The following is a 24657-nucleotide window of genomic DNA, read 5'->3' as shown; positions in this document are numbered from 1 at the left end:
CCTCAACCGGTCTGGCTGTGCAACGCGCCGGATTTCAACAGACGCTGAATATCGGCCGCATTTGACGGCACGCCGATCAGATAGCCCTGCGCCTCGGTACAGCCATTGCCTCGCAGGATGTCGAGCTGCGCCTCGCTCTCGACACCCTCGGCGGTGACAGTGATGCCAAGCTCGGCACCCAGCCCGATGACGGTGCGAACGATCGCCGCGGTGTCGCGATTGCCCAGGTCGTGGATGAACGAACGGTCGATCTTGATCTTGTCGACGGGAAAACGCCTGAGATAACCGAGCGAGGAATAGCCGGTGCCGAAATCATCCAGCGCGATGCGGATGCCGAGTCCGCGCAACTGCCGCAATGTCCTCAGCACGGTCTCGCTCTCGTCCATCAGCACGGTTTCGGTGATTTCCAGTTCCAGCCGGCCGGCGGGCACCCCTGAAAAGGCCAGCGCCGAGATGACGCTGCGGGCAAAGCCGCCGCTTTTGAGCTGCACAGCCGAGACATTAACCGCGATCCGCAAGCCGGCAGGCCAACTTGCCGCCGCAGTGCAAGCCTTCCTCAGCGCCCACTCGCCAAGCGGCACGATCAGTCCGGTTTCTTCGGCGACCGGAATGAACTTGTCCGGCGCCACCGTGCCGCGCTCCGGCGAATGCCAGCGCATCAAGGCTTCCGCACCGACGATCTCGCCGGAGGCGATGTTCATGATGGGCTGGAAATCGAGATCGAATTCCTGGCGCGGCAGCGCTGCCTCGAGGTCGGTCTCAAGTACGCGTCGTGCCTGCACCATGGCGTCCATCCCGGGCTCGAAGAAGCGATACAGGTTGTGCCCTTCGCTCTTCGCCCGGTAGAGCGCCGTATCGGCGTTTTTCAGCAGCGTATCGGCATCCTTCCCGTCGTCGGGAAAAATGGCGATGCCCAGGCTGATGCCGACATGCATGTCCCGGTTCTTGTCGCGGAACGGTTTTGCGATTGCCTCGACGATGCGCTTTGCCAGTTTCTCGGCATCGGCGATGCTTTTGAGATTGAACTCGATGATGACGAATTCGTCGCCGCCGAAACGGGCGACGATGTCCGTTTCACTGCGCAGGCAACGTTGCAGCCTGCCGGCCACGCTCTTCAGCAGCCAGTCGCCGGCAGGATGCCCCCACGTGTCGTTGATGGCCTTGAAGCGGTCGAGATCGAGCGAGAAGATTGCCAGCGGCACCGCCGCCTCCTCGAGAGCATGGTCGAGCCGTTCGCGAAACATCTGGCGGTTGGGCAACCCGGTCAGCGTGTCGTGATGCGCGAGATGGGTCATGCGCTCTTCGGTGCGGCGGCGTTCGGTGACGTCGTCGAAGGTCACCACCCAGCCGCCGCCGCTCATCGGCCGGCGTGTGACCAGAACCGTCCTGCCGTCGGTAAGATGCCGATGGGCCGAATGCGGTTTTGCCGCCGCCAGGCAGGCTTCGGTTTTGGCGACCTCGCTGTCGACGTCGATCTTCGTATAGATGCCGAGTTCCAACAATCGTTCGAGCGCGTCGCGGTGCGTGGTTCCAAGCGGGAAGTCCGCCGCGGTGACGTTGTAAAGTTCCAGATAACGCCGGTTGCGCACGATCATCTTGCCGTCGGCGTCGTACATCAGCAGGCCTTGCGACATGTTGGCGAGCGCCGCGTCGAAGCGGCGGTGCTGCTCCTTGAGATCCTCTTGCGCGCGGCGCTGCTCGGTGATGTCTTCATAGATCGACACCCAGCCGCCCAAGGCCAGCGGACGATGCGAGATGTTGATGATGCGCCCATCCGACAACGTCTCCTCATAGGTCGAGGGTCTCGCCTGGTCGATATAGGGCTTGCGGATAGCGTAGAGTTCATCGGCGCTTTGCGAGGCAATGCCGATATCGACGCTGTGCCGCAGGATGTCGATGAAATGGATGCCCGGCCGCACCACCTTGGCGTCGAGACAGAAGATGTTGATGTAGTGGCCGTTGCAGATGATCATCCGCTCGTCGGCGTCGAACATGCACAGCCCATGCGACATGTTCTCGACCGCGGCCGAAAAGCGTTCATTCTGTTCGCGCAGTTCGTCTTCCATATGGCGCGAGCGCCCCATGCCTTCGGCCTCCCGTTCCGGGACGACCGAACCATCCTTGGCATCAGCGACGGGCATGAGGCGCCTGCGGATCGTGATCGAACACCGCACTGTTGCCCGTTCCGGTTAATTTAGCGTTTTTCAGCCAACGGCGGGTGCCGAAACCTGATGCCGCGACGTCTCGATCTCCGAAAAACGCTTCAGGAACGCATTTTGCGCCCAGGTCACCGAGCGTGGCGTGAAATCGAAGCGGGAGGCATTGAAGCCGCGCGGACGGCCGAAGAACTCGGTCGCCTCGGCGGTCGAAAAGCCGGCGAGCAGCGTTGCCTCGAAGTATGCGGCGATCTGGTCGGCGCGCTTGATCTCCTTGCGCAGCGCAGCGGCTGGTTCCGGCGGCAACGAGAAGCGCAAATGGATGGCGCGCTGCAGTCGCAATTCACAGTCCTTGTAGCTGCCTCCCATCACCGATTTGAACGGCGAGATCATGTCGCCGATGACATATTCGGGAGCGTCGTGCAGCAGCGCTGCCAGCCTGGCGTCGGCCGAAGCCTCAGGCACCAGGTCGCAGTACAGCGCCTCGACCAGCAGCGAGTGCTGGGCGACCGAAAAGGCGTGCTCGCCGCTGGTCTGGCCGTTCCAGCGGGCAACGCGGGCCAGCCCATGCGCAATGTCCGAGATCTCGATATCGAGCGGCGAGGGGTCGAGCAGGTCGAGCCGGCGGCCCGACAGCATGCGCTGCCAGGCGCGTGCTGGCGCGCCGACGCGATCGGCGGCCATCAGGCCTCCTCCGCGCTGACGGCTTCCTGCGGGAAGGCGAATTTTGCCCAGACCGGGATGGCGAGTGAAACGGTGGCGTCCCCGGCCATGATCGGCTGGCCGGCGTCGAGCGCCGCCTTGACCCGGTCGATGCGTGCAATGGCCAGACCGGTCGTGCCGACGGTCGAGCCGAGCGTGCCAACCGGCCGACCTGCAACGGTTAGCTCGGTGCCCGGTGCGGGCAGGGGCCTGTCGGCCGATGCAATCAGCACACGCCGCCTGGCCGTGCCGCGATGCTGCATGCGCGAGACGACCTCCTGGCCGACATAGCAGCCCTTCTTGAAGCCGACGCCGCCGGTTTCGTCCAGCAGCACGTCATGGGGGAAGGCGTCTCCGAGTTGGTAGTCGCTGCCACTTTCGGCAATGCCGCCGGCAATGCGGAAGGCCTGCCACGCGGCAAGATCGCTGCGCTCATCTGTTTCGCCATAGGAACGCGTGACGGCGCCATTCGGAAAGCGCGTGTCGGCGGCCGCCGTTGAATCAGATTGTGAGGATGTTGATTCATGTCCCCACGCGACGGTGACAAACGCCTGATCCGCCTTGGCAATCTCGATCTTGGCGCGCAGTTTGTAGAGCGTCAGCCGGCGTACGAAATCGTCCGCTATGTCGGCCCGGCATTCCAGCCGGAATGCAGTCTCACCGTCGCGCGAGATCAGGAAATCGAACAGGATCTTGCCTTGCGGCGTCAGCAGCGCACCGGGTTTGGCTTCGCCGGGAGCCAGGATGTCGAGATCGGTGGTCAGGATGTTCTGCAGAAAATGCTCGGCATCCGGGCCTGACACGGAAATGAGGGCGCGGTCTTTGAGCTGGGCAAAGGGCATGGGCGGAAAAGCAACCTGATCTTGCAAAACGGTCGGCCTTTACGTAAGCCGCTGGCACTCCCCCCGCAAGAGAGCATGGCCATGATCTACGACCTCATCCTGACAGGCGGCACAGTGGTCAACCATGACGGCGAAGGGGCTCGCGACATCGGCGTGAAGGATGGGCGCATCGCTGCCATCGGCGATCTCCGCCAGGCCTCGGCCGGCGAGACGATCGACTGCCGCGGCCTGCATATCCTGCCAGGCGTCATCGATAGCCAGGTGCACTTTCGTGAGCCGGGACTGGAGCACAAGGAAGACCTGGAAACGGGTTCGCGCGCGGCCGTGCTTGGCGGCGTCACCGCCGTGTTCGAGATGCCCAACACCAATCCTTTGACCACCAGCGAGGCAGCGCTTGCCGACAAGGTTCGGCGTGGCAGTGGTCGTATGCATTGCGATTTCGCCTTCTGGGTCGGTGGCACCCGCGAAAACGCCGGGGATGTCGGCGAGCTTGAGCGATTGCCGGGCGCGGCCGGGATCAAGGTTTTCATGGGCTCGTCCACCGGCGATCTGCTGGTCGAGGACGACGAGGGCGTGGCATCGATCCTCCGGAACACGCGCCGCCGCGCCGCCTTTCATTCGGAAGACGAATTCCGGCTGCGCGAGCGTCTTGGCGAACGCATCGAGGGCGATCCTTCATCGCACTCGGTCTGGCGCGACGAGATCGCCGCCTTGCGCTGCACCGAACGGCTGGTGCGCATCGCTCAGCAAGTTCGCGCCCGCATTCATGTCCTGCACATCTCGACCGCCGAGGAGGTTTTGTTCCTCGAACAGCACAAGGATGTCGCGACCTGCGAGGCGACGCCGCACCATTTGACGCTAAGCGCCGACGACTATCTCAGGCTTGGCACGCTGATCCAGATGAACCCGCCGGTGCGCGCCGCGCGCCATCGCGACGGCGTCTGGCACGGCATTGCGCAGGGCATCGTCGATGTGCTCGGCTCCGACCACGCGCCGCACACGCTGGCCGAGAAGGCCAAGCCCTATCCGGCCTCGCCGTCGGGGATGACCGGCGTGCAGACGCTGGTGCCGATCATGCTCGACCACGTCAATGCCGGCCGGCTGACCTTGCAGCGCTTTGTCGACCTGTCGAGCCACGGCCCGCAACGCATCTTCGGCATGGCGAGAAAGGGCCGCATCGCCGCCGGCTACGACGCCGACTTCACCATCGTCGATATGAAACGGCGCCAGACCATCACCAATGCGCAGGCCGGCTCGAAAGCCGGCTGGACGCCTTATGACGGGAGAGAAGTGACCGGCTGGCCGGTCGGCACCGTCATTCGCGGCCGGCGCGTCATGTGGGAAGGCGAGATCGCCACGCCAAGCCAGGGCAAAGCGGTGGAGTTTTCCGAGGCCCTTGTCGTCTAGATTCCCTACGAGGCTCAATCCCCGGCGACGAAGAATGTCCACTGCCCGGCAGGCGTGATGCCGACACGATAGAAGATATAGGCGCCGAACTGCTTCATGTCGTCGAAATCGCCGGCGGTGACGATCTTGAACAGTTCGACCCGCTGCTTGGCGTCCAGCTTGTCCAGCGGCAGGGCGAAGAAATACGGCCACACGTAAAGCTCCTGTGGCGTGCCGGCATCGAGGTGGACGTAGCCAGCATCGAGCACCTCCTCCAGGATGGCCAGGATCTCCTGGCCGTCCGGGTCGCCGGAGAGCCCCTTGAGGAAGGCGATGGCGTCGCCGTCTATGTCGGTCAGCGATATCTGCGTGGCGCTGTCGCCCTTGCCGATCAAGGGCCGCAGCTTTTCGATGTCGCCGCCCTTGCAGGCTTCGACGATGAGGTCGTGCATGCGCCGTACCGGCTCCGGCAGCTTGGCGAGATCGTAGACAACCTCGGGTACCGGCGTGTCTGGATCGACGCGCGGTCTGGTCACGCCGCCATCCGCCGGACTGTCCGGCTCGGCCTCAGGAGCAGCCGGTTGGCTGGCCGGAGGCGGCGTTCCGACCGGGTTGGGCATTGGCACGGTGCTTCCCGGAGGCGACATGTCATCGTCCGCCGGCGGCGTGACTGTTGGCGGGAGCTCTTCGCGCTTGATCTCGCTCAGCGCATAGGCGGGGCTGCTCGCGAGACACACAATCAGGGGAATCGCGGCACAGCAAGCGGCGAAGGAGATGCAGAGGACAAAGCCACGCGGCTTGCCTGACATCGGAAAACTCACTGCCCGTTTCTCCCTGCTTCCGGGCATGACGCGCCCGAGCGGCATTTTGCCGTCAAAGAACCGGACGTCGGTTCAGTGCCGCAGCCGTTCGGGTTCGAAGGCGCCAGCAATCACCTTTTCACGCATACGGTCGAGCAGGGCAAGGGCCGAGGTCTCGCCATTGGCACGCAACATCTCGCCGAAGGCGGTTTCGAGCGCTGCTTCGGCAATGATCTCTGGCTCTATGCCGGCGGAGAGACCTTCCGCCCAGGCCTCGCTGTGGCTTTCCACGGCGGTCAGGCGTTTTTCTTCCCTGACCAGCGCGTCGATGTCGTTGACACCATGTTCCATAAGCGAATGTCCACCCTTTCAAGCAGCGATCCGTCGTCGTGGATCAGGCCTGATCTGTTCATTTCACACGCGGGGTCAATTAAGTATTTGTAAATACGACATTTTTTTGATCGTCTTTTACAAAGCCCGATTGCCTTGTGCGAAGCTGCGTTCAGCTCGAGTCAAACTTAGCCGATTGGGGCGGCCTGCGGGGCGAAAACCTTCAGTTTGAGTTAATTCCGCTTTCGCGCAGTAAGGTTTCGTTAATACTGTTGCAGAAGTGCAACATAAGGATTGCACCAAGATATCCACTGGCACAAGCCGGATGTGTCGGCTGTCACCAGCAATGGCCCGGATAGTTGTTGATGAGCAGTTCGGAATGCCTGAAGCACGGCGCGTTTAATCGGATTCAGGCGACTCGCTTTAAGCTTTTTGTTTTATGCATATCGTTGTCCCAAAACCGCTGCGCGCTTTTGGGCGACATGTTTAGTTGCCGTAACGCGAGGCGATGTCGCGCGACAGCGTCTCGCCTTCCTTCATGTAACGGCTGATAGCTTCGGTCGCCGAGGGCGTGCACCGCGTATAGGTGCCGCCGAACGAGCGGTAGCCGCGATTGAAGCTGGCGATGAAGCGGGCGCGCCGCTCTGCATCCGGATTTTCCGAATCGAGCAGTTTCTCCATCTCGGCACGCCACTGGTCGCCCTTCTCGCCGCACAAATTGCGCAGGAAATGCAGTGACCCCAAAACCTCAGCCAATCGCATCAGCCCCGGCTCGAACGGCGACTCGGCGCTGAACGCGGGCCGTATCGAAACGGCCGCGCTGACGGCAAGACATATAGCGAGGAATGGAGAGAGGCGGTTCATAAGCCTTTGTGACGAAACAATTTGTCGCCCGCAAGGCGATTTTCAGGGCTGCGTGTTTACCCCACCGGGGACGCTAACTGTCGTCAACTTGGGATTGTATGCTTGGCGTCTGAATAGATGCACTGCGACATGAAGGTAGAGAATGTAGGTAGCCACCCCCAAACTCAGGGCGACGCCCAGCAGCTTGATATACAGGGCGATGTCCACGGTGCGGCAAAGATATATCGACGACCCGAGGAACGACAGTTCATAGCCGAGTGGCAATGTAAGGCATAAAACCTGAACCAATGTTCGATTGAACGCGAGAGATGGAGCCCGGTCAATTGGCCGGTTCGACCAATCCCAGAAAACGACGTCGATTTCCTTTGAAAGATCTTCACGCAGGTAGCGCCAGAGTTTTTCTATGAAGATGTGATGCTGGAGGATTATCAAGGTCATTATTAACGAGAATATTGGTAGCGGAAGAAGTAAGAAATACTCGATTGATATCCCGTTGCAGGTGCCGATCATTGATTTTTGGATCGAGAAAGTGAACGAGAAAAAAGCGCCCACACCAGCAATGTAGATATACAGAGCTTGGTCCCTCATTTTTATTCTCTCGATGATTTCCGCCCTGACCGAGTTGAATGCGGCGATGAGAAGTGGGTTTTTGTCGGGTTTTGTTGCTTCTTTTGGTTTTGAATTTGGCACAGGCCATCGCCTTTCGACGGTTTCTTCGGGAATGTATCGTTAATATGCAATGCTAAGATACTTGGCCTCAACCGTGCAACGTCGATCGCGAACATCGCTTCTAGTCAGCGTCTCCGCCGGGATTCAACAAGTCTTCGGCCACCGCGAACACCGAGCCTGCGAGCGGCAGCGCCGCCATCTCACTGAGCGTGTAGAAGGCGGCCGTCTCGGCGTCGTCGCTGGCAACTGCCTCGCCGCCGGCATAGGCGGCGCCGAAGACCGTAAGGCGATAATCGACCGGGTGGCTGTCATCCCTGCCGTCGATGTGGATTTCCCGAAGCGGGCGATAATTTGTGGCGCGTAAACCGGTTTCTTCCAGAAGTTCGCGCTCTACCGCTGCCTCCAGCGTCTCGCCGGGGTCGACCTTGCCGCCGGGAAAGGCATAGAGCCCTTGCGAGGGTTGCCGGGCTCGCTTGACCAGAAGCACGGTGTCTGCCCGCACGACGGCGACGGAGACTGCCAGGAGTGTCTTGCGCGCTTCGTTCATGGATTCCCGATCAGGCATGAAGGCAGGTCTGTTGTGGACCGCCCAGCATGGGCAAGCTTTAGCGGTTGCGCAACGCCGGTTGCATCGGCACTTTCAAGGCGAACCATTCGAAGGGCGCCAATCGACCATGTGCGGACGTTTTGCCTTGACCGCGACGCCGGATCAGACCGCCGCCTTTCTGGACGTAGCGGGGCTTGAGGATTTTCCGGCGCGCTACAACATCGCGCCGACGCAGCCGATCCTGATGGCGATCGCCGGAGCCCCGCGGGCGCCGGGCTCGAATCTGCCGGACCGGCAGCCGATGCTGGTGCGCTGGGGGCTGATCCCGACCTGGGTCAAGGACACACGCGAGTTTCCGCTGCTGTTCAACGCGCGCTCTGAGGGTGCCGCCGAAAAAGCCTCGTTCAAAGCGGCCATGCGCCATCGCCGTGCGCTGGTGCCGGCATCCGGTTTCTATGAGTGGCGGCAAACCGGCGGCAAGAAGGGGCAACCCTACTGGATACGCCCAAGACATGGCGGGTTGGTCGCCTTCGCCGGCCTGATCGAGACCTATGCCGAGCCGGGCGGTTCGGAAATGGACACCGGGGCCATCCTGACCATCAACGCCAATGCGGACATCGCCCATATCCACGACCGCATGCCGGTGGTGATCGATCCCAGGGATTTCGCCCGCTGGCTGGATTGCCGCACGCTCGAGCCGCGCGATGTCGCCGACCTGTTGCGGCCGGCGCAGTTGGATTTCTTCGAGGCAATTCCCGTCTCCGACCTCGTCAACAAGGTCGCCAACAACGGACCGGAAATCCAGGAGCGGGGCGAGATCGGGCCGGAGCCCGAGAAGGTCAAGCGCCAGAAGCCGGGCGCTGACGACAGTCAGATGGCGTTGTTCTAGCTCAGGTGTTCTTCAAAGGCGCATGTCAGCGCCCTCATGCCAAGCGCCTTTGGCGCCGGCCGCGCACCGCTTCAGGCAGCGCGGGGAGATACGATCTTCTGCGCCGGCTTCTTCTTCTTCGCGGTGTGGAGAAGGGCGGCGACGATCGCGGCCGGACCGATTGCGCGATAGTGGTTGGCCAGCGCCGGTTGCTTGGCGCGGTTGGATTCCTGCGTGCTTCGGGGCATGTCTCTCTTCCCTGGTAACATTTTCGTGTCTGCGTTTGATGGCCGATTCTGACCAAATCGTGACGCCTGCTGATCTAGCCGGCGAATGTTTCATGACTGTGCCGACATGTTTAATAAAATGTTTCACTGGGTCATTACCTGTGATCCAGCGACGTTTTTGCCGAAACTTGCGACTTGACGGCAACACAAGCCAAGGCGATAAAGCCGCCCATGAAAACGTCTTTCGCCATTTGTGGCATTTGCATTATTGGCTAGCCTTGCGCTGGTCCGGACGTTTTCGCCTCATCTTTCCCCAGATTGGACAAACGCCCCGGCCAGCAGGCTGGAGCCTGATTTGCGTCTCGCGCAGGGCTGGCTCCATCCAAATTGAGTTCTGAACCGGGAAGGCACGAATGTCTGACGCATCGCAGGGCCTGCGCCTCTACAACACGCTGACGCGGACGAAAGAGGATTTCGTCCCCATCGATCCAGACAACGTGCGCATGTATGTCTGCGGCCCGACCGTCTACGACTTTGCCCATATCGGCAATGCCAGGCCGGTGATCGTCTTCGACGTGCTGTTCCGTTTGTTGCGCCAAGTCTATGGCGAGGCGCACGTCACGTATGTGCGCAACATCACAGATGTCGATGACAAGATTAACGCCCGCGCGCTGCGTGATTTCGGCGCCGAGATTTCTTCGGGAAAACTGTCGCTCAACGAGGCGATCCGGCGGGTGACCGAAAAGACCGCAGACCAGTTCCACAGGGACGTGGCGGTTCTCGGCTGCCTGGAGCCGACGGTCGAACCGCGCGCCACCGAATTCGTCGAGCCTCGCGCCGACGGCAAGGTCGACATGATCACCTTGATTCAAAGCCTGATCGAACGCGGCCATGCCTATGTTGCCGCAGGTGAAGTCCTGTTCGACACGGCGTCGATGCCCGACTACGGCCAGCTATCGAAGCGCAATCTCGACGAGCAGCAGGCGGGCGCTCGCGTCGCTGTCGACGCGCACAAGAAAAATCCCAGCGATTTTGTCCTCTGGAAGCTGTCGTCGCCGGAGGAGCCGGGATGGAATTCGCCCTGGGGCAGGGGCCGCCCAGGCTGGCACATCGAATGCTCGGCAATGTCGGCCGCCTATCTCGGCGAGGTCTTCGACATCCATGGCGGCGGCCTCGACCTGATCTTCCCGCACCACGAGAACGAGATCGCCCAGTCGCGCTGCGCCCATGGCACCGACGTGATGGCCAACATCTGGATGCATAACGGCTTCCTGCAGGTCGAAGGGCAGAAGATGTCGAAGAGCCTCGGCAATTTCTATTCGATCAACGAGCTCCTGGAGACCGAGACCTTTGGCGGCCGCAAATGGCCGGGCGAGGTGCTGCGGCTGGCGATGCTGATGACGCATTATCGCGAGCCGATCGACTTTTCCGTGCGCAAGCTGGAAGAGGCCGAGAACATGCTGCGCAAATGGAAGCGGGCGGCCGACCTCGCACCGGCGGCGGCAGGGCAGTTGCCCGTGGAGATCATCGATGCCTTGTCCGACGATCTCGCCACCTATGCCGCCTTCCAGGTCCTGACCCAGTTGGCCGGCGAGGCAGCGGACGGCAACGCTGCGGCGGCTGCGCTGAAGGCGTCGCTGCTGTTCCTCGGCTTCGATGTCGCGTCGGCGAAGGTGGATGAAGACCACGTCGCCAAGGCTATCGCCAATCGCCTCGCGCTCATTGCTGCCAAGAATTGGGCCGAGGCCGACCGCATCCGCGACGACCTGCTGGCACAAGGTGTACAGTTGAAGGACGGCAAGGACCCGGTCACTGGGGAGCGCATCACCACCTGGGAGGTAAAAAGATGATCGACCATCTCGGCATCACCGTTGCCGATTTCGACGCTTCGAAGGCTTTCTACGACAAGGCGATGGCGCCGCTGGGTGCCGCGCTGCTTTACATGGTGCCGCTGGAATATACCGGCGGCGCCAAGGTCGGTGGTTATGGCCGTGACCGGCCGGTGTTCTGGCTGAGCACTGGCAAGGACAAGCCCAGGGATCACCAGCATGTCGCCTTCACCGCGCGCAGCCGCGCCGAGGTCGAAGCCTTTTATGCCGCGGCACTCGCCTCCGGCGGCAGGGACAATGGCGGGCCGGGCCTGCGCCCGCACTATCACCCGGACTACTACGCCGCCTTCGTCTTCGATCCCGACGGCAACAATGTCGAGGCCGTCTGCCATGCCCCGGAGTGAACGGTGATGAGCCTCGACAACCGGCCGATCTACACCGGCGGCTGCCAATGCGGCGCGGTGCGCTTTCGCGTCGAGGGCACGCTTGGTGACGCCTCGATCTGCCATTGCCGCATGTGCCAGAAGGCGTTCGGCGCGTTTTACGCGCCACTGGTGTCGGTGCGCGGCGCCAGGCTCGACTGGACGCGTGGCGAGCCGAAATACTTCCGCTCCTCCAACCATGTCGATCGTGGCTTCTGTGCCAATTGCGGCACGCCATTGACCTTCACCGCGCCGGACGGTGTTGGCCTCGCCATCGGTGCGTTCGACAATCCGGCGGAGATCGTGCCGCTGATCCAGTGGGGCACCGAGGCAAAGCTGCCCTATGTCGATACGATCCCGCAACTGCCGGGCGAGGACACGATGGCCGACATGTCGTCGGCCCCCTATCTGGCCGATCTCGTCTCCTACCAGCATCCCGACCACGACACCGAACAATGGCCGCCGAAGGAAAAGCCATGACCACAGTAAGAACCGGTGGCTGCCAGTGCGGCGCCGTGCGTTTCCGCATTCATGGGGCGCTCGGCCGTCCGTCGATCTGCCATTGCCGCATGTGCCAGAAACAGTTCGGCTCGTTCTTCGGGGCGCTGGTCACGGTGCCCAGGGATGGCGTCGAATGGACCCATGAAGAGCCGAGCTATTTCCAGTCGTCGGTCAACATCGATCGTGGTTTCTGCGCCCGCTGCGGGACGCCGCTGACCTACCGGCAGCCCGGAGGGCTTGAGATCGCCATCGGCGCTTTCGACGACCGCTCCGATCTCGCCCCGCAGATCCAGGTCAACTACGCCGCGCGGCTGCCCTGGGTGGAGACGATCTTCGATCAGCCTGTCCACCAGGATCCTGACTACTACAACAGGCAGGAATCCATCATCTCCTTCCAGCACCCCGACCATGAAACAGCGGACTGGCCGACCAAAGGTTTGCAACTATGAGCAGTCAATTGCGTACGCTTTACCCGGAGATCGAGGCGTTCGATGCCGGCATGCTCGATGTCGGCGACGGCCATCAGGTCTACTGGGAGCGCTCCGGCACCAAGGGCGCCAAGCCGGCCGTGTTCCTGCATGGCGGGCCGGGCGGCACCATTTCGCCAAAACACAGGCGGCTGTTCGACCCGAAGCTTTACGATGTCATCCTGTTCGACCAGCGCGGCTGCGGAAAATCGACGCCCAACGCCTCGCTCGAAGCCAACACGACATGGCACCTGGTCGCCGATATCGAACGGCTGCGCGAGATGGCCGGCTTCGACAAATGGCTGGTGTTCGGCGGCTCCTGGGGCTCCACGCTTGCGCTCGCCTATGCCGAAACGCATTCCGAACGCGTCAGCGAACTGGTGGTGCGCGGCATCTACACGCTGACGCGTGCGGAACTCGAATGGTACTATCAGTTCGGCGTCTCGGAGATGTTTCCGGACAAGTGGGAGCGGTTCCTGGCGCCAATCCCGGAGGCCGAGCGCGGCGACATGATGGCCGCCTACCGCAAGCGGCTGGTCGGCACGGATCGCAAGGCGCAGATCGAGGCTGCCCGCGCCTGGAGCCTGTGGGAAGGCGAAACGATCACGCTGTTGCCGGAGCCGGAGACCAGCGGACCGTTTGGGCAGGACGACTATGCCGTCGCCTTCGCCCGCATCGAGAACCACTATTTCGTCCATGCCGGCTGGCTTGAGGAAGGGCAGTTGCTGCGCGACGCGCACAGACTGAGCGACATTCCCGGCACCATCGTCCATGGCCGCTACGACATGCCGTGCCCGGCGCGCTATGCCTGGGCGCTGCACAAGGCCTGGCCGAAGGCGGATTTCCACCTGATCGAGGGCGCCGGTCATGCCTATTCGGAGCCGGGTATCCTTGACCGGTTGGTCCGCGCGACGGACAAGTTTGCAGGCAAATGACCATGACCCGCGAGCGCCTCTATCTCTTCGACACCACATTGCGCGATGGCCAGCAGACGCCGGGCATCGACTTTTCCGTCGAGGACAAGATCGCCATCGCCAGACTGCTCGACGCTTTTGGTCTCGATTATGTTGAAGGTGGCTATCCCGGCGCCAATCCGACCGACACAGCATTCTTCCAGGAGAAGCGCACGTCACGCGCCCAATTCGTCGCCTTCGGCATGACCAAGCGGGCAGGAGTATCGGCGTCCAACGATCCCGGCCTTGCGTCACTCGTGCAATCGAAGTCGGATGCCATCTGCTTCGTCGCCAAGAGCTGGGATTATCACGTCCGTGTCGCGCTCGGCTGCACCAATGAGGAGAACCTCGACGCCATCAAGGCCTCCGTCGAGGCGGCGATCGCCGCCGGCAAGGAGGCATTGGTTGACTGCGAGCATTTCTTCGACGGCTTCAAGGCCAATCCCGATTATGCGCTGGCCTGCGCCAGGACCGCTTACGATGCGGGCGCGCGCTGGGTGGTGCTGTGCGACACCAATGGCGGCACGCAGCCATCGGAAGTCCGCGCCATCGTCGAGAAGGTTGTTTCGTCCGGTATTTCAGGCAATCATCTCGGCATCCATGCCCATGACGACACCGGCCAGGCCGTGGCGAACTCCCTCGCCGCGGTCGAGGCCGGCGTGCGCCAGATCCAGGGTACGCTCAACGGCATTGGCGAGCGCTGCGGCAACGCCAACCTGATCTCGATCGTGCCGACCCTGGCGCTGAAGCCGGCCTTCGCCGATCGTTTCGAAACGGGCATTTCGACTGAGGCACTGACTGGCATTTCGCGCCTGTCGCGCGCCTTCGACGAACTCTTGAACCGCGCCCCGGAAGCGCAGGCGCCCTATGTCGGCGCTTCCGCCTTCGCCACCAAGGCCGGCATCCATGCCTCCGCACTGGCCAAGGAGCCGGCGACCTATGAGCATGTGCCTCCGGAAACGGTGGGCAACCGCCGCCGCGTCATGGTTTCGGACCAGGGCGGCAAGGCCAATTTCCTCGCCGAGCTGAAACGGCGCGGCATTGAGGTGCCGAAGGACGATCGCCGGCTCGATGCGCTGATATCAGTGGTCAAGGAGCGCGAGGCCGAGGGCTACGCCTATGAAGGCGCCGATGCCAGCTTCGAGCTCCTGGCGCGCAAGATGCTGCACGGCCTGCCGGAATTCTTCAACGTCACCTCGTTCCGCTGCATGGTCGAGCGCCGCTTCGATGCCAACGGCCAGTTGAAGACGGTCTCCGAAGCGATCGTCAAGGTGGTGGTCGATGGCGAGGAGAAGATGTCGGTGGCCGAGGGGCATGGCCCGGTCAATGCACTCGACATCGCGCTGCGCAAGGACCTCGGCAAATTCCAGGGCGAGATCGCCGACATGGAGCTTGCCGACTTCAAGGTGCGTATCCTCAATGGCGGCACCGAGGCGATCACCCGCGTTCTGATCGAATCGCATGACGGCACCGGCGTGCGCTGGTGGACGGTCGGCGTTTCCGAGAACATCATCGATGCCTCGTTCCAGGCGCTGATGGATTCCATCGTCTACAAGCTTATGAAGAACCGCGAGATGGCCGGGCTGGTGGCCGCCGAATAGAGTTGAACCATCAGCGAAAGTCCATTGATCCATAAGAACTTTGCGATGGTCTTGCCAAGGTGACTGGGCCATAGCGTTGGCCCATGGCCACTGAAGCAATTACCCTGGACGCAGATTCCAAGGCCCGTCGCGGCTTCCTGCTGGCACTCGGCGCCTATCTGCTATGGGGGCTGCTGCCTTTTTACATGAAGGCGGTCGCTCATCTGCCGCTCGCCGAAGTCATTGCCCATCGCATTGTCTGGTCGGTGCCGATCGCCGCCGCCGTTCTGATCTGGGCCGGCCGCACGGCGGATTTCAAGGCGGCGCTGCGTTCGCCGAGCACCATCGCAATGGCCGCGCTGACGGCGGCGCTGATCTCGGTCAATTGGGGCATCTATGTCTGGGCGATCGCGGTCGACCGCACCGTCGAAACCGCGCTCGGCTACTACATCAACCCGCTGGTCAGCGTCGTCGTCGGCGCGCTGCTGCTCGGCGAGCGGCTCGACCGGCTGCAGATCGCGGCAGTGGTGCTGGCGGCCGTCGCCGTCGCGGTGCTGACCATAGAGGGCGGCAAGCTGCCCTGGGTGTCGCTGGCGCTGGCGTTCTCCTTCGCCGCCTACGGCTTCTTCCGCAAGACGCTGCCGATCGGCCCGAGCCAGGGTTTTCTGCTCGAAGTTCTGTTGCTGTCGGTGCCGGCACTTGGCTACATCGTCTACCTGATCGCGACCGGACAGGACCACATCGTATCCAGCAGTGGCGTCGATACGGCCTTGCTGATCGGCTGCGGTCCGGTCACGTCGGTGCCGCTGCTCCTGTTCGCCTTCGGCGCCAAACTGCTGCGCCTCTCCACCATCGGCATCATGCAGTACATCGCGCCGACCATGGTGTTCCTGATCGCCGTTCTGATCTTCGACGAGCCTTTCGGCACCACCCAGGCCGTCGCCTTTGCGCTGATCTGGGCGGCCTTGGCGGTCTATTCCTGGTCGATGTTCCGTGGCCGCGAAGTTCGGCCGGTGGTGCAGACTACGAGGTAAGGGCTCTCCAATGTACGTGCTGCACATCGCCAACAAGAACTATTCCTCGTGGTCGCTGCGGCCCTGGGTGTTGATGCGAGAGCTGGATATCCCGTTCGAGGAGCGGCTGACGCCATTCCCGACCGGATCGAGCTGGAGCCTCTACCGGCCGTTCTCGCCGAGTGGCCGGGTGCCGTGCCTGATCGACGATGGCTGGGCGGTCTGGGATTCGCTGGCCATCGCCGAGTATCTGGCCGAGCGCCACCATGGTGTGTGGCCTGTCGAAGCCAAGGCACGCGCCTGGGCGCGCTCGGCCGCCGCCGAGATGCATTCGAGCTTTACCGCACTGCGTGGCGCCTGTCCGATGAGCTGCGGCCTGCGCGTAGAGCCGTTCCCGATGTCCGATGCGCTGAAACAGGACCTCTTTCGCCTCGGCGATCTCTGGAACGATGGTCTCGCCCGTTTCGGCGGGCCATTTCTGGCCGGTGCTCATTTCACCGCCGTCGACGCTTTCTTTGCCCCGGTGGCGTTTCGTGCGCAGTCCTATGGGCTCTCGTTCGAGGGTGCGGCTGCAACCTATCCGGCGCAGTTGCTTGCCCTGCCGGCGATGCGCGAATGGTATGCGGCTGGCCTTGCCGAGACCTGGCGCGAGCCCGACCACGAAGCGGAAGTCGCCGCCGCCGGCACCATCATCGAGGATCTTCGCGCCACGGAGTGAAAGCCGTCGGCAGGCGCTATAATCCGCGGCCCAGCCGCCTGACGAACAGGTAAGTAGCCGCAGCGATAGCCATGGATACCGCGGTCACCACCCAGAAGCCAATCGGCGTATCGACCAGCGGCAGCCCGCCGACATTCATGCCGAACAGACCCGAGATGATGGTCATCGGCAACAGCACAGCCGTCATGACAGAGAGAACATAGAGGAGTTGGTTCGACTGCATGGTCAGCTTGGCCATCAGTTCGTCCTGCAACAGCCTTGTGCGCGCCTGCAACTGCTCGCCGTCATGATAGAGAGTATGCGCCCGTTGCGAGAGCCTGACCGCCATGTCGTTGATCGGGTCAGGCAGCTCGTTGCGATGCGCATGATCGAGATGCCGGAACAGATTGGTGATCGTCGCCATCTGCCGATGGATCACCACCAATTGCCGGCGCGCTTCGACCAGCGCTTGTCGTTCATTGTGCCATGCGTCGCGCACGACACGGTCCTCGATGCCGTCGAGCGTATCGCCAAGCTTGCCGAGCTCGGCCGCCATGCCGTCGAGCGACTGGCCCGTGACCGCCTCGATGAGTTCCGCAGGCGAGCGGAATTTCCGCGATCCATTCTCCACCGCCTTGCGAATGGCGTCGACCGATTCCAGTGGCTGCTTGCGCGCGCCGATCAACACCGCGTCGTTGAAGGCGAAGCGGAAATGGACGAGCCCGCGTGCCTCCGAAAAGTCGTGTTTGAGATCAGGCAGATCGCCATAGAGCCAGCCATCCTCAAAGTCGATGTGGCAGCCATGGCTGGGGGCAAGGAAGGCGTCGCGCACCGGCCTCGGCAAAGCCGTCTCAGTGCCGATCTCCTGGCGTGCATGCAGGTCGGTGATCTGATAGCTGCGCCAGGTCCAGCACGCCTGTGCTGGGTCCTTGGTGCGCAGGCCATCAGCCGTGAAATGGTAGATGAAGAACAGGCCGTGCTCGTCGGGCAGGTAAGGCGACAGGTCGGTGCCTTCCGGGGCGAGAGCGATATCCATGGGCGCGGTGCCAGATGCAGGTTTCGAACATGGCGCCGCAGGGCGGCCGCCTGACCCTCGATATCTAGCACGAGCGAACCCGGTTTCGTGTGACGGTTTCTTGACAGCCGATCACAGTCTGTCGGCCCCCCACGTCAATCCGGTGGCGACGCCTTCGCCACCCCGGATTGTGCCCTGTCAATGCTTCGGGCCGAAGCCGGGGTAGGGCCTGAGCGGCACGATTGCGGCAATGTCCATCATGCCGGCCTTGACCAGCGGCAAGGTGGCGAGATGGCCGCGAACCTCTGCGTCATCGGCTGCCTCGAACATCATGCCGCTGCCCGGGATGTCGCCTCGGTTCCAGACCTGGCGCACCGCGCCTTCGGCGTAGAGCGTGCGCCGCTGTTCGGCTTCATCGGGCAGAAGCGGCGCGAAATCGGCATCGGTGAACTCAGCGGTGTTGCGGGTGAGAAGGGCAAAGAACTGCATGGCGGTCTCCTTTGGTTGGGATGCCCGACTATCGCTTCTGGCTGGTCAGACTGTCCAAGACTGATTAGGCTAAAGTTGAGACCCTAAGGGACTTGGAACCTCGGAGGAAAAATGTTCGACCTGCGCCAGATCAGGTATTTCGTCACCGTCGCCGAAACCGGCAATGTCGGGCGCGCCGCCGAAATGCTGCATATTTCGCAATCGCCGCTTAGCCGGCAGATCATGCAGCTCGAGGAGCAGCTTGGCGTCAGCCTGTTCGAACGGGCAAAACAGCGGGTCCATCTCAACACCGAGGGTCGCGCCTTCCTCACCGAGGCCCGCGCGCTGCTGTCCAATGCGCGACGCTTGGAGGAGTTCGGCCGCAACCTGGCCAGCGGCGCCGTCGGCCGGCTGGCCATCGGCTATGTCGAAGGCGCCGTGCATGCCGGGCTTGTCGCCGGAATGCTGCGTCAGTTCCGCCGGGACCGGCCGGATTACCACCTGCAACTGAGGAACCTCCGTTCGGCGGCGCAACTGGAGGGACTGAGGCAACGGTCGCTCGATCTGGGCTTTGTCTACTCGCCGCCCGCCGACGATGACCCGGATGTCACTGCCATGGCGCTGCGGCACGAACCGCTGGTGCTGGCGATCCCCGAAGATGATCCCCTCGTCCAAATATCAGAGATCGGGCCGCATCACCTCGACGGCCACACCTGGATCACCGTCGTGCGCCAGCCTGACGACACCAATCGTGGCCAGTTCCTCGCCGCTTGCGCCAAGGCCGGTTTTCTGCCCGACATCGCCTATGAGACGGCGGACCCGCTGACCTCGCTCGGTCTGGTCAGCGCCGGGCTCGGCCTGGCGACGGTGCAGGCCAGCCTGCGTGCCGCCGCACCGTCACGGATCGTGTTTCGCGACCTGCCGTGGTTCGACCGCAAGGTTTCGATCTATCTTGCCTGGCGGCGTCATGACCGCCGCGCGGTGATCGACGGCTTGCGGCAGGCTGCTGGGGAAGAGGGTAGGGCAGTAGGGCAGTAGGGCAGTAGGGCAGTAGGGCAGTAGGGCAGTAGGGCAGTAGGGCAGTAGGGGAAGGCACTCCAGGCAATTCACATACTGCCCCCTTATCCCCCTACAGCTTGTCGATCACCGACTGCACGCCTTCGGTCGGCGCGTCGACGGAAGAGCCAGCCACCATGATGGCGGCGACGATCGCTTCGGGGTCGTCGACGACCAGCGGCTTGACCCGCTGCGCGGTGTGGATGAAGCCCTCGGCAGCCATGTGATCGAGCAACGCCAGCATCGGATCCCAGAATCCGCCGACATTGCCGAAGACGATCGGCTTGCGATGATGGCCGAGCTGCCCCCAGGTCATGACCTCGACGATCTCCTCGACCGTGCCGATGCCGCCCGGCAGCGCCACAAAGGCGTCGGATTTCTCGAACATCTTGTGTTTGCGCTCGTGCATGTTGTCGGTGATCAAGAGTTCATCGAGCCGGTCAAGCGCGGTTTCGGTCGCCTCCCTGTTGATCAGGAAGCGCGGAATGATGCCTGTCACCTGGCCGCCGGCCTTGAGCGCGCCTTCGGCGACGGCGCCCATGATCCCTTTGGTGCCGCCGCCATAGACCAGCCGCAGTCCGGCTTTGGCAATCGAGCGCCCGAGCAGGTGTCCGGCCTTTATATAGGTTTCATCGCGGCCCGGAGACGAGCCGCAATAGACGCAGACGGATCGAATCGTGTTCATGGCGATGATTGGTGATTGGGTCTGAAAGCGCGGTCAAGCCCCAAGGGTCAACAAGGGCGGGCTTTTTCTTGTCGGCTTTGGCAAAACAGGCTAGACCGGCGTTAGGTGGCTAAGGGGTAGGCAAATATGGCAATTAATCCATTGAAGGCGTTCCTGTTCGCGGCGGGTGGGACCGTTGCGGCCGCGGGAACCGCCTATGTATCGGGCGCACTCGACCCGTATCTCAATCACACGCCGCCGGCGAACGTGGCGGCGCTGACGCCACCCGCGGCGCCGAAACCGGCCGATCCCGGCACGGAAGCGCGGCTGCCGCCAGCGGAGGTCCCGGCTGCTCCCGCTGCTGTGCCCCAGGCAACGGCACCGGCCGCACCGGCGACGGATGCGGCAGCGCCGGCCGCGGCCGGCCCGATCGCACCGTCCTTCGATGTCGTGCGCGTCGAGAGCAATGGCTCGATCGTCGTCGCCGGCAACGCGGCTCCGAATGCAAAGGTCGAGATCCTCAGCGGTTCGACGGTGCTTGGATCGACCGTAGCTGGTCCCGATGGCGCCTTCGTTATCATTCTCGATGATCCGCTGAAGCCTGGCGACTATACGATCGCGCTACGCGCGACCACGGGCGATGTCGTAACGCCCTCGGTGCAGACCGCCGTCGTTTCGGTTCCCAAGGATGCGGCCGGCCAGGTACTGGCCATGGTCGAGGAGCCGGGCAAGCCGGCCGAACTGCTAACGGTTCCCGCGCCCGAGACAAAGCTGGCCGCACCGGCTGCAGGCGACCAGGCTGCCGCGCCGGCTGCTCCCGAAGCGCCCGCAACTGCTCCGGCATCAGCCGCTCCAGCGCCAGCCGTGGTTGAAGCAGCACCGGCTCCGGCAACGCCGCCAGCCGCAGCCGAACCAAAGATCGTCGTCGAGGCGGTCGAGATAGACGGCAACAAGATCTTTGTCGCCGGCCTCGCCGATGCCGGCCGCAAGGTGCGCGCCTACGCCAACGACATCCTGCTCGGTGACGCGCAGACGTCGCCGGATGGTCATTTCCTTGTCGAGGCGACGCGCGACATTCCGGTCGGCAGCTACACCATCCATGTCGACGGCCTCGATGCCGACGGCGTGAAAGTGGTGGCCCGCGCCGCCGTGCCGTTCGAACGTGAGCCGGGCGAAGCGATCGCCGCCGTGGCGCCTGCTGAGCCAAAGCCCGCCGAAGCAAAGCCGGCCGCACCTGCCGCCGCCGAGGCGCCCCCGGCACCCACAGCGCCCGCTGTTGTCGCGGCTGCCCCTGCGGAACCCGCGCCGGCTCCTGCCGCGCCGGCCGCCGAGGCGCCTGCCGTTGCCACGGCACCGGCCACGACGCCCGCTCCCGCCACCGAGGCTCCGGCCGTGGCAGCGGCGACGCCGCCGAGCGATGTGCCCGAGACCGTGGCGCCCAAGCTCGAACATGCCGACGGCGCCGTCATCATCCGCCGCAACGACACGCTGTGGCGGATTTCGCGGCGCGTCTACGGTCATGGCGTGCGCTATTCGACCATCTACCTCGCCAACCAGGACCAGATCAGCGATCCCGACCGTATCTGGCCGGGGCAGGTGTTCAAGGTTCCGGAAAAGTCCAAGGAAGGCGAAGCCGCCGACCTCAAGGCCATGGGCGAGCAGGCAACGACGGCGCCGGCCAAGACGCAGTAGCGCTTCGGCGATTAGCCGATCTTCCCCACGACAGGGGAGATCGGCAGCTCCAGCGCTGCCCATAAGGGCAGCTTGCCGCAGACCCGGTCATCGTTTATCGCCGATGGACGATGATCGAATCCCTTCCCAGCAGCTGCCGCCCTCCGGAGAATGCCGCGCCCGACAGCCGCGCCGTTGCCGCCCGGCTGGCAGCGCTTTCGCACCCGGCGCGGATCGAAATCCTGAAGCACCTGTCGGCCAGCAACTCCTGCTGCTGCCGCGAGGTCGTCGATCGTTTCGATCTGGCGCAGTCCACCGTGTCACAACATTTGAAGATACTGGTCGAAGCCGGGCTGGTCCGCTTCGAGCCTGATCGCCAGCGCTCGCGCTATGCGGTCGACCACGCTGCGCTCGCCGACGTCTCGGCGTCGCTGGCCGCCCTCGTCAATTCCTGCTGCTCCGGCCGCTAGTCAAAAAGACATAAGAAGAAGGCACAAGAAATGGCCGAAAAAACCGTCTCCGACTCCTCGACCTTCAAGACCTTGCTCAACCTGTGGCCCTACATGTGGCCGGCGGACCGCGCCGATCTCAGAGCCCGGGTCACGTGGGCGACGCTGCTGCTGGTTGTCGCCAAGCTGACGCTGGTCGCCGGTCCCTATTTCTTCAAATGGGCGACCGACGCGTTGGCCGGCGACGCCAAATCGGTGCCGCCGCTGCCGACCTTTCTGCTGGCGCCCGTCATGCTGGTTGTCGCCTACAATGTCGTGCGCCTGGTGCAGCTTGGCTTCAATCAATTGCGCGACGCCTTGTTTGCCCGTGTCGGCCAATACGCGGTGCGCCAGCTTGCCTTCCGCACCTTCGTCCACATGCACCAGCTGTCGCTGCGCTTTCACCTGGAGCGGCGCACTGGCGGCCTGTCGCGCATCATCGAGCGCGGCACCAAGGGCATCGAGACGATCGTGCGCTTCATCATGCTCAACACGGCGCCGACCATCCTCGAATTCGCGCTGACCACCGGCATCTTCGCCTACACCTATGGCTGGAAATATGTGGTCGTCGTCGCGGTCACCGTATGGGTCTATGTCTGGTTCACGGTCCGTGCCAGCGACTGGCGCATCTCCATTCGCCGCGACATGAACGACAGCGACACCGACGCCAACACCAAGGCGATCGACTCGCTGCTCAACTACGAGACAGTCAAGTATTTCAACAATGAGGGCATGGAGGCTGAGCGTTTCGATCGTTCGATGGCGCGCTACGAGGTTGCCGCGACGCGGATCTGGACCTCGCTCGGCTGGCTGAACTTCGGCCAGGGCATCATCTTCGGCCTCGGCACCGTCATCGTGATGTGCATGTCGGCGCTCGAGGTGCAGGCCGGCACGCAGACGGTCGGTGACTTCGTCTTCATCAACGCCATGCTGATGCAGCTGTCGGTGCCACTCAATTTCATCGGCTTCATCTATCGCGAAATCCGCCAGGGGCTGACCGACATCGAGCAGATGTTCGACCTTTTGGATGTTCCGCAGGAGATCGTCGACAAACCGGATGCCAGGCCGCTCGCGGTCAGTGCCGGCAAGGTCGAGTTCCGCGACGTGCATTTTTCCTATGACCCGAACCGCAAGATCCTGAAGGGCATCAGCTTCGAGGTGCCGGCCGGCAAGACCGTCGCCATTGTCGGGCCATCGGGCGCCGGCAAGTCGACCATCTCGCGGCTTCTGTTCCGCTTTTACGACGTGCAGGGCGGACAGGTGCTGATCGACGGCCAGGATATCAGGGATGTGACGCAGGAGAGCCTGCGCGGGGCGATCGGCATGGTGCCGCAGGACACCGTGCTGTTCAACGACACCATCGCCTACAATATCCGCTACGGCCGCATCGGCGCCAGCGAGGAGGATATGCGCAAGGCGGCCGAGCTCGCCCAGATCGGCCCGTTCATCGAGCGATTGCCCGATGGCTACAAATCGATGGTCGGCGAGCGCGGGCTGAAGCTTTCGGGCGGCGAGAAGCAGCGCGTGGCGATCGCCCGCACCATCCTGAAAGCGCCGCCGATCCTGATGCTCGACGAAGCGACTTCGGCGCTCGACAGCCACACCGAGCAGGAAATCCAGGCCGCGCTCGATCTGGTCAGCCGCGGCCGCACCACCATCGTCATCGCCCACCGCCTGTCGACGGTGATTACGGCCGACGAGATCATCGTGCTGCAGGACGGCCAGATTGCCGAGCGCGGCACCCATGCCGAGCTGATGCGCAAGCACGGCCTCTATGCCTCGATGTGGGACCGCCAGCGCGAGGCGACCGAAGCCGAGGAAAGGCTGCGCATCGCCCGCGAAGGTGACGAGCTTGGCGTCATCGTTCGCCGGCGGACGTCGGAGGTGAATTGACGCGTCTTCCCTTCTCCACAAGGGGAGAAGGAGAAAAATTTCCGCTTGACCTCAACTTAAGTTGAGATTGTAGGCCGTTCTTGGAGCCCGGAAACAACCTGATCCAAGAACGGAAGAATCGAAATGAGCGAGACAAATCAGATCGTTAATGGCGGCAGCGTGTTCAGGGTGGACAAGTTCGTTGTCCCGGCCGCCGCTCGCGAAGAGATACTCACAAAGGTCCGGACAACGCATGAATTGCTGCGCCTGCAACAGGGCTTCGTGCAGGATTTCCTGCTCGAGCAATTCTCGGGGCCGGGCGAATTCAACCTCGTGACGATCGTTGAATGGGAAAGCCAGGCGGCAGTCGACAATGTCGTGCCGATCGTCAAGGCGGCCCACGAGCGCATCGCCTTCAATCCGCAGGAGACCATCGCGCGGCTTGGGGTTCGGGCCGACATCGCCAACTATCAGCGGGTTCCGGAACTGTAACGCTCATTCAGCGCAACGACGCCCAGAGTCTGTCTGGCGCAGGCGTCCCCACTCTATCCCGATAGATGAGATGGGGCT

General features: G+C 63.0%; 27 protein-coding genes. 15 read left to right on the top strand and 12 right to left on the bottom strand.

From position 1 onward, the window contains the following. Nucleotides 1-2: 2 nt before the first annotated feature. From ACZ89F_RS18595 to ygfZ, 3 genes are all read right to left on the bottom strand, one after another. Nucleotides 3-2141 carry a putative bifunctional diguanylate cyclase/phosphodiesterase gene (locus tag ACZ89F_RS18595; RefSeq protein ID WP_476093390.1) on the bottom strand — a complete coding sequence of 713 codons (2139 nt, stop codon included), beginning with the start codon at nucleotides 2139-2141 and terminating at the stop codon, nucleotides 3-5. Nucleotides 2142-2204: 63 nt separating this feature from the next. Further along, on the bottom strand, nucleotides 2205-2840 hold the full coding sequence (locus tag ACZ89F_RS18590) for an HD domain-containing protein (RefSeq protein WP_476093389.1): 636 nt from the start codon (nucleotides 2838-2840) through the stop codon (nucleotides 2205-2207). Then, the gene (gene ygfZ / locus ACZ89F_RS18585) at nucleotides 2840-3700 is read right to left on the bottom strand and encodes a CAF17-like 4Fe-4S cluster assembly/insertion protein YgfZ (RefSeq protein ID WP_476093388.1); all 861 of its coding nucleotides are present in this window, start codon (nucleotides 3698-3700) and stop codon (nucleotides 2840-2842) included. Before ygfZ ends, ACZ89F_RS18590 begins: the two co-directional genes overlap by 1 nt. A gap of 75 nt (nucleotides 3701-3775) precedes the next feature. On the opposite strand from ygfZ, the gene ACZ89F_RS18580 reads away from it, so the two are divergent. Continuing rightward, nucleotides 3776-5107: a dihydroorotase gene (locus tag ACZ89F_RS18580; RefSeq protein WP_476093386.1), complete on the top strand. Its 1332-nt coding sequence runs from the start codon at nucleotides 3776-3778 to the stop codon at nucleotides 5105-5107. A gap of 14 nt (nucleotides 5108-5121) precedes the next feature. On the opposite strand, the gene ACZ89F_RS18575 is transcribed toward ACZ89F_RS18580, so the two are convergent. The 5 genes from ACZ89F_RS18575 to ACZ89F_RS18555 form a co-directional block, all read right to left on the bottom strand. Beyond that, complete coding sequence (locus tag ACZ89F_RS18575; RefSeq protein WP_476093385.1) at nucleotides 5122-5907, bottom strand: hypothetical protein; 786 nt, start codon at nucleotides 5905-5907, stop codon at nucleotides 5122-5124. A gap of 72 nt (nucleotides 5908-5979) precedes the next feature. Beyond that, nucleotides 5980-6237, bottom strand: a complete 258-nt coding sequence (locus ACZ89F_RS18570) for a hypothetical protein (protein ID WP_008874920.1) — start codon at nucleotides 6235-6237, stop codon at nucleotides 5980-5982. 465 nt (nucleotides 6238-6702) lie between these two features. Further along, nucleotides 6703-7080 (bottom strand): TIGR02301 family protein, encoded by a 378-nt coding sequence (locus ACZ89F_RS18565; protein WP_476093384.1) that lies wholly within the window; start codon nucleotides 7078-7080, stop codon nucleotides 6703-6705. A gap of 42 nt (nucleotides 7081-7122) precedes the next feature. After that, nucleotides 7123-7770 carry a hypothetical protein gene (locus tag ACZ89F_RS18560; protein WP_476093382.1) on the bottom strand — a complete coding sequence of 216 codons (648 nt, stop codon included), beginning with the start codon at nucleotides 7768-7770 and terminating at the stop codon, nucleotides 7123-7125. Between the two features lie 100 nt (nucleotides 7771-7870). Further along, complete coding sequence (locus ACZ89F_RS18555; RefSeq protein WP_476093380.1) at nucleotides 7871-8296, bottom strand: NUDIX hydrolase; 426 nt, start codon at nucleotides 8294-8296, stop codon at nucleotides 7871-7873. A 127-nt stretch (nucleotides 8297-8423) separates the two neighbouring features. Between ACZ89F_RS18555 and ACZ89F_RS18550 the strand changes: the two genes are divergently transcribed. Continuing rightward, entirely contained in the window at nucleotides 8424-9185 is a 762-nt protein-coding gene (locus tag ACZ89F_RS18550; protein ID WP_476093379.1) for an SOS response-associated peptidase, read from the top strand. A 71-nt stretch (nucleotides 9186-9256) separates the two neighbouring features. Here ACZ89F_RS18550 and ACZ89F_RS18545 read toward each other — a convergent pair whose 3' ends face one another. After that, a complete protein-coding gene (locus ACZ89F_RS18545; protein WP_476093377.1) occupies nucleotides 9257-9412 on the bottom strand; it encodes a hypothetical protein in 156 nt (51 codons plus the stop codon). A gap of 392 nt (nucleotides 9413-9804) precedes the next feature. Between ACZ89F_RS18545 and cysS the strand changes: the two genes are divergently transcribed. The 8 genes from cysS (at nucleotide 9805) to ACZ89F_RS18505 (ending at nucleotide 16874) form a co-directional block, all read left to right on the top strand. Further along, nucleotides 9805-11241 (top strand): cysteine--tRNA ligase, encoded by a 1437-nt coding sequence (cysS, locus tag ACZ89F_RS18540; protein ID WP_476093375.1) that lies wholly within the window; start codon nucleotides 9805-9807, stop codon nucleotides 11239-11241. Further along, nucleotides 11238-11624, top strand: coding sequence for a VOC family protein (locus ACZ89F_RS18535; protein ID WP_476093374.1), 387 nt, complete (start codon nucleotides 11238-11240; stop codon nucleotides 11622-11624). Before cysS ends, ACZ89F_RS18535 begins: the two co-directional genes overlap by 4 nt. 6 nt (nucleotides 11625-11630) lie before the next feature. Next, nucleotides 11631-12122, top strand: a complete 492-nt coding sequence (locus ACZ89F_RS18530) for a GFA family protein (RefSeq protein ID WP_476093372.1) — start codon at nucleotides 11631-11633, stop codon at nucleotides 12120-12122. Beyond that, on the top strand, nucleotides 12098-12592 hold the full coding sequence (locus ACZ89F_RS18525; protein ID WP_476093370.1) for a GFA family protein: 495 nt from the start codon (nucleotides 12098-12100) through the stop codon (nucleotides 12590-12592). Before ACZ89F_RS18530 ends, ACZ89F_RS18525 begins: the two co-directional genes overlap by 25 nt. Further along, complete coding sequence (gene pip / locus ACZ89F_RS18520; RefSeq protein ID WP_476093369.1) at nucleotides 12589-13545, top strand: prolyl aminopeptidase; 957 nt, start codon at nucleotides 12589-12591, stop codon at nucleotides 13543-13545. Before ACZ89F_RS18525 ends, pip begins: the two co-directional genes overlap by 4 nt. Continuing rightward, nucleotides 13542-15164, top strand: a complete 1623-nt coding sequence (gene cimA, locus ACZ89F_RS18515; RefSeq protein WP_476093367.1) for a citramalate synthase — start codon at nucleotides 13542-13544, stop codon at nucleotides 15162-15164. Before pip ends, cimA begins: the two co-directional genes overlap by 4 nt. Nucleotides 15165-15247: 83 nt before the next feature. Beyond that, nucleotides 15248-16177: an EamA family transporter RarD gene (gene rarD, locus ACZ89F_RS18510; RefSeq protein WP_476093365.1), complete on the top strand. Its 930-nt coding sequence runs from the start codon at nucleotides 15248-15250 to the stop codon at nucleotides 16175-16177. A 10-nt stretch (nucleotides 16178-16187) separates the two neighbouring features. Beyond that, a complete protein-coding gene (locus ACZ89F_RS18505; protein ID WP_476093363.1) occupies nucleotides 16188-16874 on the top strand; it encodes a glutathione S-transferase family protein in 687 nt (228 codons plus the stop codon). Nucleotides 16875-16890: 16 nt separating this feature from the next. Here the strand turns inward: ACZ89F_RS18505 and ACZ89F_RS18500 are convergent, their stop codons facing one another. Beyond that, nucleotides 16891-17889 carry a transporter gene (locus tag ACZ89F_RS18500; RefSeq protein ID WP_476093361.1) on the bottom strand — a complete coding sequence of 333 codons (999 nt, stop codon included), beginning with the start codon at nucleotides 17887-17889 and terminating at the stop codon, nucleotides 16891-16893. A 177-nt stretch (nucleotides 17890-18066) separates the two neighbouring features. Beyond that, nucleotides 18067-18357 carry a muconolactone Delta-isomerase family protein gene (locus tag ACZ89F_RS18495; RefSeq protein WP_476093360.1) on the bottom strand — a complete coding sequence of 97 codons (291 nt, stop codon included), beginning with the start codon at nucleotides 18355-18357 and terminating at the stop codon, nucleotides 18067-18069. A gap of 111 nt (nucleotides 18358-18468) precedes the next feature. Between ACZ89F_RS18495 and ACZ89F_RS18490 the strand changes: the two genes are divergently transcribed. After that, nucleotides 18469-19374 carry a LysR substrate-binding domain-containing protein gene (locus ACZ89F_RS18490; protein ID WP_476093358.1) on the top strand — a complete coding sequence of 302 codons (906 nt, stop codon included), beginning with the start codon at nucleotides 18469-18471 and terminating at the stop codon, nucleotides 19372-19374. Between the two features lie 91 nt (nucleotides 19375-19465). Here the strand turns inward: ACZ89F_RS18490 and ACZ89F_RS18485 are convergent, their stop codons facing one another. Next, complete coding sequence (locus ACZ89F_RS18485; protein ID WP_476093356.1) at nucleotides 19466-20077, bottom strand: LOG family protein; 612 nt, start codon at nucleotides 20075-20077, stop codon at nucleotides 19466-19468. 126 nt (nucleotides 20078-20203) lie between these two features. On the opposite strand from ACZ89F_RS18485, the gene ACZ89F_RS18480 reads away from it, so the two are divergent. From ACZ89F_RS18480 to ACZ89F_RS18465, 4 genes are all read left to right on the top strand, one after another. Further along, on the top strand, nucleotides 20204-21748 hold the full coding sequence (locus tag ACZ89F_RS18480; RefSeq protein ID WP_476093354.1) for a LysM peptidoglycan-binding domain-containing protein: 1545 nt from the start codon (nucleotides 20204-20206) through the stop codon (nucleotides 21746-21748). A gap of 110 nt (nucleotides 21749-21858) precedes the next feature. Then, the gene (locus tag ACZ89F_RS18475; RefSeq protein WP_476093352.1) at nucleotides 21859-22197 is read left to right on the top strand and encodes an ArsR/SmtB family transcription factor; all 339 of its coding nucleotides are present in this window, start codon (nucleotides 21859-21861) and stop codon (nucleotides 22195-22197) included. A gap of 30 nt (nucleotides 22198-22227) precedes the next feature. Continuing rightward, the gene (locus ACZ89F_RS18470) at nucleotides 22228-24108 is read left to right on the top strand and encodes an ABCB family ABC transporter ATP-binding protein/permease (protein WP_476093351.1); all 1881 of its coding nucleotides are present in this window, start codon (nucleotides 22228-22230) and stop codon (nucleotides 24106-24108) included. Nucleotides 24109-24231: 123 nt separating this feature from the next. Then, the gene (locus tag ACZ89F_RS18465) at nucleotides 24232-24579 is read left to right on the top strand and encodes an antibiotic biosynthesis monooxygenase family protein (protein ID WP_476093350.1); all 348 of its coding nucleotides are present in this window, start codon (nucleotides 24232-24234) and stop codon (nucleotides 24577-24579) included. Nucleotides 24580-24657: the final 78 nt, after the last annotated feature.

Source organism: Mesorhizobium sp. USDA 3734, assembly GCF_056279665.1.
This window is presented reverse-complemented; position numbering and strand designations above follow the sequence as displayed.